Origin of the sequence: Streptomyces sp. NPDC058646, assembly GCF_042716875.1 — a bacterium.
Taxonomy (GTDB): Bacteria; Actinomycetota; Actinomycetes; order Streptomycetales; family Streptomycetaceae; genus Streptomyces.
In genome coordinates, this window is sequence record NZ_JBHXRK010000007.1 from 91,985 (window position 1) to 108,379 (window position 16,395).

The window sequence follows — 16,395 nt, forward strand, 5'->3', positions numbered from 1 at the left end:
GGTCAGTCCAGCTTCGTCACGTCCAGGGCGCCGTCCGCGTACTGCTTGCGGATCACCTTCTTGTCGAACTTGCCGACGCTCGTCTTCGGCACCGCCTCGATGACCGTCCAGCGCTCCGGCAGCTGCCACTTCGCGATCGACTGGGCGAGGAACGCGCGCAGCCCCTGGTAGTCCACGGTGGCGCCCTCCTTGAGGACGACGGTGGCCAGCGGGCGCTCGCCCCACTTCTCGTCGGGGACGGCGACGACAGCCGCCTCGGCGACCTCGGGGTGCGCCATCAGCGCGTTCTCCAGCTCCTGGCTGGAGATCCACTCGCCGCCGGACTTGATGACGTCCTTCGCCCGGTCGGTCAGGGTGAGGAAACCGTCGGGGCTGATGATCCCGACGTCGCCGGTCTTGAGCCAGCCGTCCTCGCTGAACTTGTCCTCGGGGCGCTCGGGTTCGCCGGACGCGCCGCCGTAGTAGGCGCCCGCGATCCAGGTGCCGCGCACCTCCAGCTCGCCCGCCGACTCGCCGTCCCAAGGCAGGATGTCGCCGCCGGGGCCGACCAGACGGGCTTCGACGCCCGCCGGGAAGCGGCCCTGGGTGATCCGGTACGGCCACTGCTCCTCGTCGCTCAGACCGGCCGGGGGGTGCGCCATGGTGCCCAGCGGGGACGTCTCGGTCATGCCCCAGGCGTGGCAGAGGCGGACGCCCAGCTTGTCGTAGGCCTCCATCAGGGACGGCGGACAGGCCGCGCCGCCGATGGTGACCTGCTTCATCGAGGTGAGGTCGCGCGGATGGGCGGTGACCTCGGCCAGCAGCCCCTGCCAGATGGTCGGGACGGCCGCGGCGTGTGAGGGCCGCTCCCGCTCGATCATCTCGGCGAGCGGGGCCGGCTGCAGGAACCGGTCCGGCATCAGCATGCTGATGCCGGTCATGAAGGTGGCGTGCGGCAGACCCCAGGCGTTCACGTGGAACTGCGGGACCACGACGAGGGTGGTGTCCGCGTCGGTCAGCCCCATCGACTCGGCCATGTTGACCTGCATGGAGTGCAGGTAGATCGAACGGTGGGAGTAGACGACACCCTTGGGGTCCCCGGTGGTGCCGGAGGTGTAGCACATCGCCGCGGCCGAGCGCTCGTCCAGATCGGGCCAGTCGTAGCGGTCGGGACGGCCCGCGAGGAGTTCCTCGTACTCGTGGACGTGGACGTCGAGGCCTTGGAGCGCCGAACGGTCGCCGATGCCGGCGACGACGACGTGCTCGACGGTCGGCAGGTGCGGCAGCAGCGGCGCGAGCAGGGGCAGCAGCGTGCCGTTGACCAGCACGACCCGGTCGGCGGCATGGTTGACGATGAAGATCAGCTGCTCGGGGGGCAGACGCAGGTTGAGCGTGTGCAGGACCGCGCCCATGGAGGGGATCGCGAAGTACGCCTCGACGTGCTCGGCGTTGTTCCACATGAGGGTTCCGACACGCTCGCCCTGCTGGACGCCGAGCTCGTCGCGCAAGGCGTTCGCGAGTCGGGTGGCGCGGGTACCGATCTCGGCGAAGCTTCGACGATGCGGCTCAGCCTCCCCGGTCCAGGTCGTGACCTGGGACTTCCCGTGGATCGTCATCCCGTGCTGGAGTATGCGGGTGACGAGGAGTGGTACGTCCTGCATGGTGCTCAGCAAAGCGTCCTCCCGGTGAGCGCTGCGGCGCTGCGGCGGCTACGGATGCTGCCGATTCTGCGCACGTACCGGTCGGCATGTCACTACCCAGGAGTAGAAACCATCCCTGTTTCACGTGAAACATCCCTCTCGGCCCCCGCGGGCGCCGGTCGGGACGGTCTCTCGTGTTGGACCGGCGGTGTTTCACGTGAAACAACGGGTGTGCCGCAGCGGTTCAGCGGACCGGCGTGAGCTCCGGGTCCTCGCGGAGCTTGCCGAGCGCGCGGGAGACGGCGCTCTTGACCGTGCCGACGGAGACCCCGAGCAGCTCGGCGGTCTGCACCTCGCTCAGGTCCTCGTAGTAGCGCAGGACGACCATGGCCCGCTGCCGGTCGGGCAGCCGGGTCACCGCGCGCCACATCGCGTCGCGCAGGGCCTGCGCCTCCGCCGGGTCGGAGGCCGGGGATGCCTCCACCTCCGGGATCTCGTCGCAGGAGAACTCGTCGACCTTGCGCTTGCGCCACTGGGACGTCCGCGTGTTGACCAGGGTCCGCCGGACGTACCCGTCCAGGGCGCGATGGTCCTCGATCCGGTCCCAGGCGACGTAGGTCTTGGTGAGGGCGGTCTGGAGGAGGTCCTCCGCGTCGCACGGATCGGCGGTGAGCGAGCGCGCGGTGCGCATCAGGACCGAGCCGCGGGTCCGGACGTACGCCGAGAACGACGGGTACGGCGTCGGGTTCGGGGCGAGCGTGCACAGAGGCGGGGTCATGTCTCCACGCTAGGAGCGGACACCCTGCCGGGAATCGCCCGCAGGTGCCGAAGGCGGATCCGTCTCAGGTTGTAGGACGGACGCCCTCCCTACCTCCTCCAGGTGGAGGAGGCAGGGGCCGCGCAGAACCGGGGACAGACCGCTGGACGGCACTGACCTCAGCCGAAGGCGCCGAGGACCAGGCCCGAGGTCGGTACCCCGGTACCGGCTGTGACCAGGGCGTGCGCGGCGCCGTCGACCTGGTTGACGGAGGTCCCGCGCAGCTGGCGGACGGCTTCGGCGATGCCGTTCATGCCGTGCAGGTACGCCTCACCGAGCTGACCGCCGTGGGTGTTGAAGGGCAGCGCGCCGGCGGCCACGAAATCGGCCGCCTCGCCGGGGGCGCAGAAGCCGAACTCCTCCAGTTGCATGAGCACGAAGGGGGTGAAGTGGTCGTAGAGGATGCCGACGTCGATGTCCGAGGGCCGCAGCCCGCTGGTCCGCCACAGCTGGCGGGCGACCACGTTCATCTCCGGCAGTCCGGTGAGCCCGTCGCGATAGAAGGAGGTCATGCCCTCCTGTCGGCGCCCCGCACCCTGCGCGGCCGCGGTGATCACCGCCGGTGTCTGGCGCAGGTCCCGGGCCCGTTCGGTGCTGGTGACGACGAGGGCCTGGCCGCCGTCCGTCTCCTGGCAGCAGTCCAGCAGCCGCAGCGGCTCGACGATCCAGCGCGAAGCGGCATGGTCGGCGAGGGTGATGGGCTTGCCGTAGAAGTAGGCGGCGGGGTTGTTCGCGGCGTAGCGGCGGTCGGTGACCGCGACGTGCCCGAAGGCTTCCGGGGTGAGGTTGTAGGTGTGCAGGTAGCGCTGGGCCGCCATGGCCACCCAGGAGGCCGGAGTCAGCAGCCCCCAGGGCAGGGACCAGCCGAGGGCGGCCCCCTCCGCCGACGGCTCGCGCTGCTGCACACCGGAGCCGAAGCGGCGCCCGGAGCGCTCGTTGAAGGCGCGGTAGCAGACCACGACCTCCGCCACCCCGGTGGCGACGGCCAGGGCGGCCTGCTGGACGGTGGCGCAGGCGGCGCCGCCGCCGTAGTGGATGCGGGAGAAGAAGGACAGGTCGCCCATGCCCGCCGCCTGGGCGACGGTGATCTCGGGGCTGGTGTCCATCGTGAAGGTGACCATGCCGTCGACGTCGGCGGGGCCGAGTCCCGCATCGTCGAGGGCGGCGTGCACGGCCTCGACGGCGAGCTTCAGCTCGCTGCGGCCCGAGTTCTTGGAGAACTCGGTCGCCCCGATACCGGCGATGGCGGCCCGGCCGCCGAGTCCGTCACGGGTGCGGACGCTCATCCGGCGCTCCCCAGGGTGACGGTGACGGTGCCGGTCACGTGGTGGCCGATGCCGTTGGTGCCGACGATGCGGATCTCGGCGGTGTCCCCGTCGAGGGCCGTCACGGTGCCGGTGAGGGTCATGGTGTCGCCCGGATAGTTGGGTGCGCCGAGACGGATGGCCACCTTGCGCAGGACGGACCGCGGGCCCAGGCGGTCGGTGATGTACCGGCCGACCAGGCCGTTCGTGGTCAGGATGTTCATGAAGACGTCCGGGGAGCCCTTCTCCCGGGCCAGTGACGCGTCGTGGTGCACGTCCTGGTAGTCGCGGGAGGCGATGGCGCCCGCGACGATCAGGGTGCGGGTGACCGGTATCTCCAGTGCGGGCAGCTCCTCGCCGACCCTCACCCCTCGGACCTTCTCCACACCGGCTCCCTTCGCATCCGTCCCCGTCACGCCGGACTCCATGACTCAGCCCTCCTTCGCCAGCACGGCGCCCAGTTCGGCCAGCAACTCGCTGCCGCAGCCCAGGTAGGCGTCCAGCTGGCGCCCCCACAGGAAGTGCCGGTGGACGGGGTGGTCCAGGTCGGCGCCCATCCCGCCGTGCAGGTGCTGGCCCGCGTGCACGACCCGCTTGCCGGCCTCGGAGGCCCACCAGGCCGCCGTCAGCGCGTGCTCCTCCGCCGGGAGGCCCTGGTCGAGGCGCCAGGCGGCCTCGTAGGCGGTGACCCGGATCGCTTCCGTGTCCATGTACGCGTCTGCGGCCCGGAGCATGACGCCCTGGTTGGTGGAGAGCGGCCGGCCGAACTGCTCGCGCGTGCAGGTGTACGCGACGGCGCGGGCCAGGGAGCCCGCGCAGACGCCCGCCTGGAGTCCGGCGAAGGCGGTGCGGGCGGTGGCCAGCGTGTGCGCGTACGGGCTCGCGCCATCGCTCCCGGCCGAGTCCGCGGCGCCGATGCGTTCGGCCTCGGCGCCGGTCAGGGTCAGACGGGCTGCCGACCAGGGGGCGGTGGTCTCCACGGGGGAGGTCCGCACCCCGGGCGCGTCCAGCCGTACGAGCCAGAGCACCCGGTCAGCGTCCGGGACCAGGACGTGCGTGGCGTCGCGCAGCCAGGGAACGGCGGGAGCCGTCCCCGTCAGCCGGGTGCCCTCGGCCCTGAACCTGCCGCGGTCCGGAAAGGCCCCGGTGGCCACGGCCTCGCCGCTGCCCAGGGCGGGCAGCAGGCGTGCGCGCTGCTCGGCACTGCCGTGGGCGGTCACGGGGAGGACTCCGTACGCGCAGGTGGCGGCGTAGGGGACCTGCGCGGTGGTACGGCCCTGTTCCTCCAGCAGCAGGACCAGACCGAGCAGGCCGGTCTCCTCGACGGCGGAGACGAGACCGGAGGAGGTGAGGGCCTTCCACAGCTCGGCGTCGCTGCCGGTGCCGGCGGCGGCGAGACGTTCGTGGGTGGCGAGGTCGGCGAAGATCCGGGCGGCGAGACCGGCTGCGGCGGCCTGCTCCTCGGTGGGGTGGAAGTCCATCAGCCCTCGCTCCCTCGGAAGACGGGGAGTACGAGGTCGTCGTCCATGCGCAGGAACTCCAGCCGGACGGGCATGCCGATGCGCACCTTGTCGTAGGGGACGCCGGTGATGTTCGTGACCATCCGGACGCCTTCGGCGAGCTCGACGAGAGCGACCGCGTAGGGCGGGTCGAAGGCCGGGAAGGGCGGGTGGTGCATGACGACGTAGCTGAACACGGTGGCCTCACCGCAGGCCTCCACGGTGTCCCAGTCGGGGGAGGCGCAGGCGTTGCAGCCGGGCAGCCACGGGAAGCGCAGGGTGGCGCACGCGGTGCAGCGCTGGATCAGCAGCCTGTGGTCCCCGACGCCCTCCCAGAAAGCACGGTTGTCGCGGTTGACCACCGGGCGGGGGCGCCGGGCCTTGGGCTGAGCGGGCTTTCCGGCCCGGGCCGTGGGCGGGGCGGCGGGGGTGTACTTGAGGATCCTGAAGCGGTGGGTGCCGGCGAGGTCCCCGTCCGCGTGCACGTCCGTGCGGGTCGTCACGAAGTGTCCCGTGCCCAGCTTGGTCGTCTTGCGGGGGGACACGGACTCGATGACGGCGTCGAAGGTGATCGCGTCGCCCGGGCGCAGTGGGCGCAGGTACTCCTGTTCGCAGTCGGTTGCCACCACGGAGGTGAAGCCCGCTCCGTCGAGCAGCGAGAAGAGCTCGTCGTAGGCGGAGGAGCGGTCGGTGTGACCGGAGAGCCCGCCCATCGTCCAGGCCTGGAGCATGGTGGGCGGAGCGATGGCATCCGCCCCTTTGTAGGCCGGGTTGGCATCGCCCATGGCCTCGCACCAGTGGCGGATCATCGGCTCGTTGACCGGGTCCTTGCCACGGCCCGCGGAAGCCGCCGGCCGCCCTTCGAAGGACGTGAGCAGTGTGTGGAACCGGGCTGCCTCCTCGGCCCCGTCCGGCTCCCGGCCCGCCGCGTCCGCCGCGTCCGCCGTCATCGCTGCCTCCCCTTCATGCCGAGCCGCATCATGGCGACGATCTCCCGCTGGACCTCGCTGACCCCGCCGCCGAAGGTGTTGATCTGCGCCGCCCTGTTCATCCGCTCCAGCTCGCCCCCTGCGAAGGAGTCGGGTCCGGGCCCCCGGAGCAGGGCTGCCTCGCCCACCACCTCCTGGCACATCCGGTACACCTCGACGGTGGACTCGGTGCCGAGGAACTTCACTCCGCTCGCGTCACCGGGCGCCAGGGTTCCGCCGCACACGTCCTGGACGAGGCGCCAGTTGAGGAGGCGTACGGCGGCCAGTCGTGCGTACGCCTCGGCGAGGCGCGACTGCACCCAGGGCCGGTCGGCGGGGCGCTCGCCGGTGTCCGGGTCGGGGGTGCGGGCGTGGGCGAGCGCGGTCCCGTAGAAGTCCTCGGCCTGCATGCCGATGGCGGCAAGGGCCACGCGCTCGTGGTTGAGCTGGTTGGTGATCAGGCCCCAGCCGCCGTGCTCGGGCCCCACGAGATGGCCCGCGGGCACGCGGAGGGAGTCGTAGTACGTCGCCGTGGTCGTCAGCCCGCCGACGGTCTCGATCGGGGTCCACGCGAAGCCCGCGGCGTCGGTGGGCACCAGGACGATCGAGATGCCCTTGTGCTTGGGGGCGTCGGGGTCGGTGCGGCAGGCGAGCCAGATCCAGTCCGCGTTCTGGGCGTTGGACGTGAAGATCTTCTGCCCGTCGATGACCCAATCCCCGCCGTCGCGCACGGCGCGGGTACGCAGCGAGGCAAGGTCGGTGCCGGCCTCGGGCTCCGAGTAGCCGATGGCGAAGACGAGGTCGCCGCGGAGGATCCGGGGCAGGAAGTAGTTCTTCTGCTCCTGGGTCCCGTACTTCATCAGGGTGGGGCCGACGGTGTTGAGCGTGACCATCGAGACGGGGGCCCCGGCCCGGTAGGCCTCGTCGAAGAAGACGAACTGCTCGTCCGGACCGCGCCCTTGACCGCCGTACTCCACGGGCCAGCCGAGCCCGAGCAGCCCGTCCGCGCCGATGCGGCGCAGCAGTTCGCGCTGGTCGGAGGCGCTCTCCGGCACTCCGTCCGGCATCACGTCTCGGAAGTACTCCCGCAGTTCGGCTCGCAGCCGCAACTGGCCTTCGGTCGGGGCGAGGTGCACGGCGCTGGCCTCCCGGCGTCACATCATCGAGTAAACCTGACTGTCCGTCAGATTTACCCGTGGTGTCAAGGTCGGGAAGCGGCCGAGGAGCGCCGGAGGAGCAGGAGGGGGCGGGAACGGGCGGGACGCACGCGAGGGCGCCTGCGCTACCGGACCCCAGCCAGGCCGGTCACACAGGCGCCCTCAAGATGTGGTGCGCTATCCGCCCGCTTCTACCACCAGGGGTAGAAGTTCACGGCCACCGTCGAGTTGGACTGGTCGATGGCCGTGAGGGCCGAGCCGTTGACCTGCGCGGTGTTGTTCCGGTTGGACGCCCCGGAGCCCGTGGCGACCTACTGCGAGGTGGAGGAGTTCCCGTGGTTGTTACCGCCCACGCCGCTGCCGATGACGCTGGCGACGCTCGCATTCGATCCGTCGTTCGCGAAGGAGCCGTTGTCGGCTGATGCCACTCCCCCGAAGAGGGCGGCGGCGAGGGGGAGAGCGGCGACGGCGGCGATGACGCGGGCGGTACGGATGCTCGCCATGTCTGAATCCTCCAGAAAAGCGAAGTGGGGCTTGCTCCACAGCAGTTGGCCGACCGCCTCGGTCGTTGTGGTGACGACGTCGCGAGCCGGAACCGCTGGAAACCCGGGCCCCACACAGGCTGCAGCGATCCGCCATCCCGCCTCGTCCGGACATGCCAAAGAGGGCCGCGTCGTCCGGGAACCCCACCGTCTCCCGGTACTGCGGCCCTGCGCTCCCAAGCTGCGCGCCCCCGGCGCCCGCCGGGGGAAACCATCCGTGCCCCGCTCCGGGGCACCACGCGGCGCGATCCGCGGTCATGACCGACCGGGCTCCAGCGCCTGCGTCTCCTCTGCTGATCCTGCTTCGCGTGCTGCTCGTCCTGCCGATTGAGCCTGCACTTCGGCTACTGCGGTTACGGCGTTCTCGTGGTTACTGCGGGCTGAGCCGTACCGGGCTACGCGGCGAGTGCGAGCACTTCCCGCGCGGCTCCTGCAGGGGCTCCGGCGGCAGCCGCGGTGAGGTCCAGGTCAGCCGATCCGGATCCGGCACCCATGGCCGCAGCGGTGGTCGAGCGGCGAACGGACGGGGTCTTGCCGTGCGCTTCGGCGCGGATCCGCTGCTTGATGGTCGGCGGGAGCGAACCGCCTCGCATCATCTCCCGCCAGGTCCGCCGGGCCGCCACCGCCGTACGGCGCGCACCGACTGCGGCAGCCGGAACGGCAGGAGCGGAGACGGAGGGAGCGGCCGGAGCCGTCTTGCCACCGAAGCCGAGGGAAGCGAAGAGGGCCACGAGAGCGGCGAGGACGGCGGTCCAGACGGAGGTGAAGGTGGTGCGGTGCGCCATGACGGGATGCCTCGTTTCGCGATGTTCCGAAGGGCGGATCTGCATACATTCGTCATGATGTGGTCGCAACCTCACAGCGACCGCAACGCGCGCCGATCTTCCGACAAACACCACTCGGATGAACCAAAGAGCGCACGGACCATGCCCGTCCCGACGGGCCGGAGCCCCTCGCGCGCAGTGCGCCGAAGGATCCCGCTGACTCCACTCCCCCTCCGCTGACCTGCGGCGGAGACCTGAAGTGCCCCGGATCGCAGGGCCCCGCGGCCGGAGCGGCCGGCCGAGCATGCGCGGCGTGGACCGGCAAGTCCGCAATCGCGTCGCCCGCCTCACCCCACGGAGGACACGCACCGCCGCAGCACGCGCCCGCCGCGTGCCCCTCCTTCGTCCTAGCCTCGCGGCCCCCGGGTGGCTTCGGCGCGGCGGAAGGCCTCCTCGCAGGTGCGGCCGGAGCGGGTGGCCACCAGCGAGAGGTTGTCGACGAGGCCGCCGTTGGTGAACTCCAGACGCCAGGAGCCGCTGGTCAGCGCCACCGCCGGGGCGGGCTCGCCGTGGCGGGCCGTGACCTGCCAGCCACGTTCCTCCAAGGCGCTTTCGAGGGCAGCCAGCCGACCGTCGTCAGCGGGGCCGTCGCCCGTCCAGTCCGCAATGCAGTCGGCGAGCTCCCCTTCCTCGGCGGGGGACGCGGCGCCCGGCGTGAGCCCGGCAGCGGTGGCCGCGGCGGCGAGTTCCGCCCCGACCGTGCCGCGGGAGGGGTCACCCCCGGCACGGGCCGGGACCTTCGTGCCGGCCGGCTCCCGCACCCAGCCGCGCCCACTGTCCTCGTCCGCCGGAACCAGGACGACTCCGCCGACGACGAGGGTGCCCGCGAGCACCGCGACCCCTGCGCCAGCTGCCCACACGGCTGCGCCCCTGCTCCTGCTCACGTTCATCCCCCGCATGCGTGTGCATCCATGGAAGCGGCCCCCGACCGTTCATCCGGTCAGGGGCCGTTCATCTGCGGTGGGTGTGGGATTTGAACCCACGGTGACTCGCGCCACGACGGTTTTCAAGACCGTTCCCTTAGGCCGCTCGGGCAACCCACCTGGCCGGTACAGAGTACCGGGCTGTGGGAGGCCTTGGGCGGGCGTGGGGTCAGGAGGTCTGGGCCTTGTCGTAGGCAGCCTTCGCCTCGTTGCCGAAGTACGGGCCGTACATCCGGTTCGGCAGGAACGTGTAGCCGAAGCTGTTCACCGATACCTGGGTGCCCAGACCCGTGGCCTCGTTGAAGTCCTGGAACCAGGGGCCGCCGCTGGAGCCGCCGGTCATGTTGCAGGACAGGCTGTGGTCCTTGGTCAGCAGGAAGTCCTTGCCGCTGTTGCCGCTGCAGTACACCAGCTTGCTGCCGTCGTAGGGCGCGGCCGCGGGGAAGCCGAAGGCGTACATCTTCTTGTTGTATCCGCCGTTGAAGAGGAGGCCCTGGGCTCCGACGGCCTGGGTGAGCGTCTGGCCGTTGAGCGGGGCCACGACGGCCAGCCCGACGTCCATGTTCATGTCCTCGCTCGCGGCCCACTGGTCGGTGGCGAAGGTCTTCGTGGCCGGCCACTGGCCGTACGGAGCGTTGCCGTTGTTGTACCCGGGGACGAAGACCCAGTTGGTGTGCCAGGCGCCCTGGTACTTCACGCAGTGCCCGGCCGTCATGACCGTGCTGCCGTTGGCACTGGTGACCGAGTCGCCCGAGCAGGAGGCGGTCCGGTCGCCCATGGTGAAGAAGACCCGGCCGGAGGTCTTCACCACGGCTCCGGCACCTGTCCACGCGCCGCCCGCCTGCGGGAACGCGGTGGGGGAGGCGGCGGCCGTGGGCGGGATGCTGGTGGGCGCCGCCGAGGTGGCGACCGGGGTACGGGCTCCCGGGACCGCTGTGATGTCGAGGGGGGTGGCCGCGCGCATCCGCTCGGCGGTCCAGAAGCCCTGGGCGTGCTGCTGCCGGAACGAGGAGGGGGCATCGGCGGCCGCCGAGGGAGCGGCGGCCGACAGTGCGCCCGCGATCAGGGCGCCGGTGCTCACGAGGACGGACAAGGCCCTGCGATGACGATTCACGCATGACTCCTTCTGCCGTGCCCGGTCCTTCGGTCGGATCCGGGCAGGGTGGGGGTGAAGAACTGTCGGTGCGGATCGGTTGTGCTGCTGTGCGGTTGTGCTGCTGTGCGGTTGAAGTGCTGTGCGGCTGTTCGACTCGCGGGGGGCAGAGTGGCACGGTTGCCCGTCGATGTCAGGTAGCAGTCGGAACGTTCGGTCGGTTCCGGCCAGAATTGGCCAACTCCCCTCCCCCGCGTCGTCATACGACGAGCATCACACCCGCGTAGGAGACCCCGGCCACGACCAGCCACGCCCCGAGCCCGAGCACCGCGGCCCTCCCCCCGGTGCGGGCCAGCGTCGGCAGGTGCACCGCGGTCCCGAGGCCGAACAGGGCGGCTGCCAGCAAGGCTTCCTGCGCCGTGTGCGCCCACTCCAGCGCGGCGTCGGGCAGCACCCCGGTGGCTCGTACCACGGCCGCGGCCAGGAACCCGGCCACGAAGAGCGGCACCGGTGCGGGCCGGCGCCCCGAGGCGGTACGCAGCCCGCGCCGCCGGGCCCGGACCGCGAAGGCCACGGCCGCCACCAGCGGCGCCAGCAGGGCGACCCGCATCAGCTTGACCAGCACGGCCTCGCCGAGCGCGCCCGGCCCGGCGGTCTGCGCGGTCGCCACCACCTGGCCGACATCGTGGACGCTCGCCCCCACCCAGCGCCCGAAGTCCGGGTCGGAGAGTCCCAACGGGCTCTGCAGCAGCGGGAGTACGGCGATGGCCAGCGTCCCGCACAGGGTCACGAGCGCCACGGAGGCCGCGACGTCCTCCTCGTCGCTGCCGGAGACCTCGCTCACTGCTCCGATTGCCGAGGCCCCGCAGATCGAGTACCCCGTGGCGATCAGCAGCGGTTGGTCCCCCGGCAGTCCGAGCCGCCGGCCCAGCCAGAGCGTCCCGTAGAAGGTGGCCGCGACCACCCCGGCCACCATCGCCACCGTGGCCCATCCCAGCCGCAGGACCTGGTCCAGGCCCAGGCCGAGACCCAGCAGGACGATGCCGATCCGCATCAGCCGCCGCCCGGCGAGGGACAGGCCGGGGCGGGCGGCGCCGCGAATGAGGGTCCGTAGGCCAGGGATGTGCGCCATCGCGATGCCCAGGACCACCGCGGCGGTCAGAAGGGGCACTGCGGGCAGCAGCCGGTGCACGCCCCAGGCCACCAGAGCACCTCCGGCGGCCAGTCCCAACCCGGGCCAGGGCGTGAATGTTTCACGTGAAACACGATCCGCCCGCACCGTCCGGGGCACAGGGCGGTTCAACAGGGCCATCAGCCGGCCGGGAGGGTGTAGACCCGGCGCACGCTGCTGCCCAGGCGGGCGACGTCGGCACCGTAGACGTGGAGGGATATCGCCTTGGTACGACAGGAATTGCGGACCTTGTGGATGTCCCCGGGCGGAGCGAACCCGCAGACGTCCCCGGGACCGTTGACCACTTCCTCGGTCGGCACCAGACGGGCACCGGAGGCCCCGGTGGCGGGAGCCAGCCGGTAGCGGAGCTCGCTCTCCTCGCCCTCGTGCACCCCGGCCACGCACCACGAGACGTGGTCGTGGATGGCGGTCTCCTGCCCCGGCAGCCACACCAGCGCGACCACCGAGAAGCTGCCGTCCGGCTCCGTGTGCAGGATGTGCTGCCGGTAGCGGTCCGCGGACCCCTCACACTGCTCGGGAGTGAGCAGATCCGGCACCCCCAGATACGGGGCCACCCGCTCACCGACGAGGTACGCCGTCAGATCGGGGGCCAGCCCCCGGTCGACGACCGTGCGGATCTCCCGGACGAGGCCGGCCATCCTCGTGGTGGTGCGAGCCGGTGTCGTGGTGGTCATACCGGCAGCGTCCTGCCGTCGTTCCCGCCCGTCCAACGACAGTTTTGACCTGAAATCCCAAGCAGCGCTTATGGATCGGCTGGATCGGTCAGCATCCGATCCGGTTCGCTGCCACCTGCTTCAGTGCGTCGAGGACCACGGAGGTCGCCGGGATCCGCAGATGGTCCCGGTAGACGTAGGCGGCGATGTGACGGCGGGCGGCAGGCTGGAGCGGGCGCCCGCAGACCCGGCTGAGCGAGAGGGAGGGCAGCACCAGCGCGGGCATCATCGCCACGCCCAGCCCCTGTGCGACCAGGCTCTGCACCACCAGGTTGTCATCGGTGGCGAAGCGTATGTCGGGGACGAAGCCGAGCTCCGCGCACTCGTGCAGCAGGTTGGCCCGGCAGCGGGGGCACCCCGCGATCCAGCGTTCCCCGGCCAGGTCCGCCAGGTGCACCGCCCGCCGCCGGGCCAGCGGATGTCCGGTGGGCAGGAGCACCGTCAGCTGGTCCTCCAGCAGCCTGACCTCGGAGACCTCGTCGGGAATCTCCTCGTGCAGGCCGGGATAGGTGAAGGCCAGGGTGATGTCGCACTCCCCCCGCTCCAGCCGGCGCAGCGATTCGGGCGGCTCCCCCTCCAGCAGCTCCACCTGTATCCCCGGATGCTCGTCGGCCAGACTGCTCAGCGCCTCCGGTACGAGCGTGACGTTGGCGCTGGGGAAACCGCACAGCCGGACCCGGCCGGTCCGCAGCCGCGCATACGCCTTCAACTGGGCCTCTGCTGCGGACAGGCTGCCGAGGATGGTCTCGGCGTGCCGGGAGAGGGATTCGCCGGCCTCCGTGAGCTGCATCTTGCGGCCGAGGCGGGTGAACAGCGGGGTCCCGGCGGCACGTTCGAGTGCCTTCATCTGCTGCGTGATCGCGGGCTGGGTGTACCCGAGAATCCTCGCCGCCGCCGAGTAGGACCCGGAGGCCACCACAGCGTGGAACGTCCGTATGTGCCGGGAATCGAACACGCAAGAAGCATAAGCGGACGTTGGGAGGGGCCGTAGGCTGAATCCCGCCTACGGCCCCTCCCCATCGAGCCAGTGCGCCCCGCCGTCCCGTGTCCGTCGCCGAGTCGGTGCCGGCCGCCGAGCCGCTGCGGATCGACGGGCCGCTGCGGATCGCCGCGCCGGGGGGGTGCGTCGGCCTACTTGTCGCCTACCCGGGAGCCGAGCGTGATGTCCACGGTCGTCGGCTTGCCGTCGCGCAGGTAGGTCAGCTTCACCGTGTCGCCCGGCTTGTACGTCCAGATCATGCTGATCAGGGTCGGGCCGCTGTCGACCGGCTTGCCGCCGAACTCGGTGATGACGTCGCCGGGCTTGAGGCCCGCCTTGCCGGCCGGACCGTTGGGGTCGACCAGCTCGTTCGCGGCCGCGCCCTGCTCGGAGATCTTGGCGCCATCGGACTTGGCCTGAAGGTCCACGGAGACGGAGATCACCGGGTAGACCGGCTTGCCCGTCTTGATCAGCGACTCGGCGACGTTCTTGGCCTGGTTGATCGGGATGGCGAAGCCCAGGCCGATCGAACCTGCCTGGCCGCCGCCGAATCCGCCGTTGCCGGCCGACTGGATCGCGGAGTTGATGCCGATGACAGCGCCGCGTCCGTCGAGCAGCGGGCCGCCGGAGTTGCCCGGGTTGATCGAGGCGTCGGTCTGGAGTGCGCTCATGTACGAGTTCTTGCCGCCGGAGCCGTCTCCGGAGGCCACCGGGCGGTTCTTGGCGCTGACGATGCCGGTGGTGACCGTGTTGGACAGGCCGAACGGTGCGCCGATCGCGATCGTGGAGTCGCCGACGGCGACCTTCTCGGAGTCACCGAGCGGCAGCGGCTTGAGGCCGGCCGGCGGGGTCTTCAGCTTGAGGACCGCAACGTCGTAGCCCTGGGCCCGGCCGACGACCTCGGCCTCGTACTTCTTGCCGTCGGAGAAGGTCGCCGTGAGCTTGCCGCCGTTGGCCGCGGAGGCGACCACGTGGTTGTTGGTGAGGATGTGGCCCTGCTGGTCGTAGACGAAGCCGGTGCCCGTGCCGCCGTCGCCGTCGCCGTCGCCCGCCGAGGCCTCGATGGTGACGACGCTGGGCAGGGCGCCCGCGGCCAGGCCCGCGATGGAGCCCGCGTCGCGCTTGAGCTCCTTCGGGGTCGCCGCGCTGATCGTGGTCGAGCCCGTGCCGTTGTCGCTGCGGTCGGCGGCCCAGTAGCCGACGCCACCGCCGATGCCTCCGGCGAGGAGGGCCGCCACGAGCACGCCCGCGATCAGCCCGCCCTTGCCCTTCCGCTTGCCGGGCGGGGTCCCCTCGGCGGTCGGGGGGACGCCCCAGGCACCGCCGCCGTGGCCGCCGCCGGCACCGTATGCCGGGACCGTGGGCGGCGGGGGCGGCCAGCCCTCGGCTCCGTACGCCGCCGGGGCAGGGGCGTGCGGGGCCGGGGCGTGCCCGTAGGCCGGAGGCATCTGGGGAGCGGGCATCGGCGGGGTGGGCGGGATCTGCCGGGTCTGCTCGGTGCCGGGCACGGGGGCCGGCGGCAGCTGCTGCGTGACCGGCTCGGCGGCCGGCCCGGGCGCAACGGCGGGGGCGGCCGGGGCCGGGCTGGCGGGAGCAGCAGCAGCGGGGGCGGGCGGTGCGTCGGCCGGCTGCGGAGCAGCCGCCGGAACCTGCGTCTCGGAGGTCGGAGCAGGGTGTGCTGACGGGGCCGCGGGGGGCCTCGGGGCCGCGGTGCCCTCGTTCTCGGTGCTCACAGCGCTCTCTCCTCGTCACACACGGCTTCAGAAATCTCTGGCGATATCGGTCCGACTGAACGTTCGACGTGCCGCACAAGTTCCTGAGCAAAGCCTTTCCCATGGCCCGTCAGAGCACTGTAAGCCGCACCTGTGTATCTCCTGGCATCCTTTATAACCGACATTTTGGACACATCTGTAGTACCGGGTCTCGACGTCCGGGGCCCTCGCGATGGCACCATGACCCGGTGACCCACGCAATGCCGCGCACCATCCAGGTCGTCGCCCACCGCGGCGCCTCGGAGGATGCCCCCGAGCACACCCTGGCCGCCTACCGCAAGGCCATCGAGGACGGCGCCGACGCGCTCGAATGCGATGTGCGGCTCACCGCTGACGGCCATCTGGTCCTGGTGCACGACCGCCGGGTGAACCGCACCTCGAACGGCCGGGGCGCCGTCTCCGCCCTGGAGCTGGCCGACCTCGCCGCCCTGGACTTCGGATCCTGGAAGGACCGCGAGGAGTCCCCCGACTGGGTCGCGGACCCGGCGCGCACCTCCGTCCTCACGCTGGAGCGGCTGCTGGAGCTGATCTCCGACGCCGGCCGCCCCGTACAGCTCGCCATCGAGACCAAGCACCCGACCCGATGGGCCGGACAGGTGGAGGAGCGCCTCCTCTTCCTCCTCAAGCGCTTCGGCCTGGACGCCCCGCCCGCCGACGGTCCGCATCCGGTCCGGGTCATGAGCTTCTCCGCACGCTCCCTGCACCGGGTGCGCGCGGCTGCTCCGACGATCCCGACCGTGTACCTGATGCAGTTCATCTCGCCCCGGATGCGGGACGGACGCCTGCCCGCAGGAGTACGGATCGCCGGTCCGGGAATGCGCATCGTGCGCAACCATCCCGGCTTCATCCGCAAGCTCCAGGGTGCGGGGCATCCCGTGCACGTATGGACCGTGAATGAGCCAGAAGACGTTCAGCTCTGCGCTGATCTGGGTGTAGAAGCGATCATCACGAACAGGCCCCGCCAGGTTCTGTCACAACTAGGGCGTTGACATC

Annotated in this window: 15 protein-coding genes, 1 tRNA gene and 1 pseudogene; 1 reads left to right on the plus strand and 16 read right to left on the minus strand. The window is 71.4% G+C overall.

Annotated features, from left to right (window positions below; translation table 11 throughout):
- Positions 1–2: 2 nt before the first annotated feature.
- The 16 genes and pseudogenes from ACFWUZ_RS10925 to ACFWUZ_RS11000 all read right to left on the minus strand — a co-directional run bounded on the left by ACFWUZ_RS10925 (position 3) and on the right by ACFWUZ_RS11000 (position 15,363).
- Positions 3–1,652: a long-chain fatty acid--CoA ligase gene (locus tag ACFWUZ_RS10925; RefSeq protein ID WP_384370538.1), complete on the minus strand. Its 1,650-nt coding sequence runs from the start codon at positions 1,650–1,652 to the stop codon at positions 3–5.
- Between the two features lie 211 nt (positions 1,653–1,863).
- The gene (locus ACFWUZ_RS10930) at positions 1,864–2,397 is read right to left on the minus strand and encodes a SigE family RNA polymerase sigma factor (protein WP_384370541.1); all 534 of its coding nucleotides are present in this window, start codon (positions 2,395–2,397) and stop codon (positions 1,864–1,866) included.
- Between the two features lie 158 nt (positions 2,398–2,555).
- Positions 2,556–3,722 carry a lipid-transfer protein gene (locus ACFWUZ_RS10935; protein WP_384370544.1) on the minus strand — a complete coding sequence of 389 codons (1,167 nt, stop codon included), beginning with the start codon at positions 3,720–3,722 and terminating at the stop codon, positions 2,556–2,558.
- The gene (locus tag ACFWUZ_RS10940; protein WP_384370854.1) at positions 3,719–4,108 is read right to left on the minus strand and encodes a MaoC family dehydratase; all 390 of its coding nucleotides are present in this window, start codon (positions 4,106–4,108) and stop codon (positions 3,719–3,721) included. Before ACFWUZ_RS10940 ends, ACFWUZ_RS10935 begins: the two co-directional genes overlap by 4 nt.
- 63 nt (positions 4,109–4,171) lie before the next feature.
- Complete coding sequence (locus ACFWUZ_RS10945; RefSeq protein ID WP_384370547.1) at positions 4,172–5,221, minus strand: acyl-CoA dehydrogenase family protein; 1,050 nt, start codon at positions 5,219–5,221, stop codon at positions 4,172–4,174.
- Complete coding sequence (locus ACFWUZ_RS10950; RefSeq protein WP_384370550.1) at positions 5,221–6,189, minus strand: bifunctional MaoC family dehydratase N-terminal/OB-fold nucleic acid binding domain-containing protein; 969 nt, start codon at positions 6,187–6,189, stop codon at positions 5,221–5,223. The genes ACFWUZ_RS10945 and ACFWUZ_RS10950 overlap by 1 nt, the downstream gene beginning before the upstream one ends.
- Positions 6,186–7,343 carry an acyl-CoA dehydrogenase family protein gene (locus tag ACFWUZ_RS10955; protein WP_384370553.1) on the minus strand — a complete coding sequence of 386 codons (1,158 nt, stop codon included), beginning with the start codon at positions 7,341–7,343 and terminating at the stop codon, positions 6,186–6,188. Before ACFWUZ_RS10955 ends, ACFWUZ_RS10950 begins: the two co-directional genes overlap by 4 nt.
- Before the next feature lie 212 nt (positions 7,344–7,555).
- Positions 7,556–7,867 (minus strand): annotated as a pseudogene (locus ACFWUZ_RS10960) (hypothetical protein).
- Positions 7,868–8,301: 434 nt separating this feature from the next.
- Positions 8,302–8,691 (minus strand): DUF6344 domain-containing protein, encoded by a 390-nt coding sequence (locus ACFWUZ_RS10965; RefSeq protein ID WP_384370556.1) that lies wholly within the window; start codon positions 8,689–8,691, stop codon positions 8,302–8,304.
- Positions 8,692–9,077: 386 nt separating this feature from the next.
- Positions 9,078–9,614, minus strand: a complete 537-nt coding sequence (locus tag ACFWUZ_RS10970; protein WP_384370559.1) for a hypothetical protein — start codon at positions 9,612–9,614, stop codon at positions 9,078–9,080.
- A 74-nt stretch (positions 9,615–9,688) separates the two neighbouring features.
- Positions 9,689–9,773: transfer RNA gene (locus ACFWUZ_RS10975), tRNA-Ser, on the minus strand.
- 49 nt (positions 9,774–9,822) lie between these two features.
- Positions 9,823–10,767, minus strand: coding sequence for a trypsin-like serine peptidase (locus ACFWUZ_RS10980; protein WP_384370562.1), 945 nt, complete (start codon positions 10,765–10,767; stop codon positions 9,823–9,825).
- A gap of 238 nt (positions 10,768–11,005) precedes the next feature.
- On the minus strand, positions 11,006–12,058 hold the full coding sequence (locus ACFWUZ_RS10985) for a YeiH family protein (protein WP_384370565.1): 1,053 nt from the start codon (positions 12,056–12,058) through the stop codon (positions 11,006–11,008).
- Positions 12,058–12,612, minus strand: coding sequence for a cysteine dioxygenase (locus ACFWUZ_RS10990; protein WP_384370568.1), 555 nt, complete (start codon positions 12,610–12,612; stop codon positions 12,058–12,060). The genes ACFWUZ_RS10985 and ACFWUZ_RS10990 overlap by 1 nt, the downstream gene beginning before the upstream one ends.
- Positions 12,613–12,700: 88 nt before the next feature.
- Positions 12,701–13,606, minus strand: coding sequence for a LysR substrate-binding domain-containing protein (locus tag ACFWUZ_RS10995; protein ID WP_384370571.1), 906 nt, complete (start codon positions 13,604–13,606; stop codon positions 12,701–12,703).
- A 176-nt stretch (positions 13,607–13,782) separates the two neighbouring features.
- Complete coding sequence (locus ACFWUZ_RS11000) at positions 13,783–15,363, minus strand: S1C family serine protease (protein ID WP_384370574.1); 1,581 nt, start codon at positions 15,361–15,363, stop codon at positions 13,783–13,785.
- A 239-nt stretch (positions 15,364–15,602) separates the two neighbouring features.
- On the opposite strand from ACFWUZ_RS11000, the gene ACFWUZ_RS11005 reads away from it, so the two are divergent.
- Complete coding sequence (locus tag ACFWUZ_RS11005; RefSeq protein WP_384370856.1) at positions 15,603–16,391, plus strand: glycerophosphodiester phosphodiesterase; 789 nt, start codon at positions 15,603–15,605, stop codon at positions 16,389–16,391.
- Positions 16,392–16,395 lie beyond the last annotated feature (4 nt).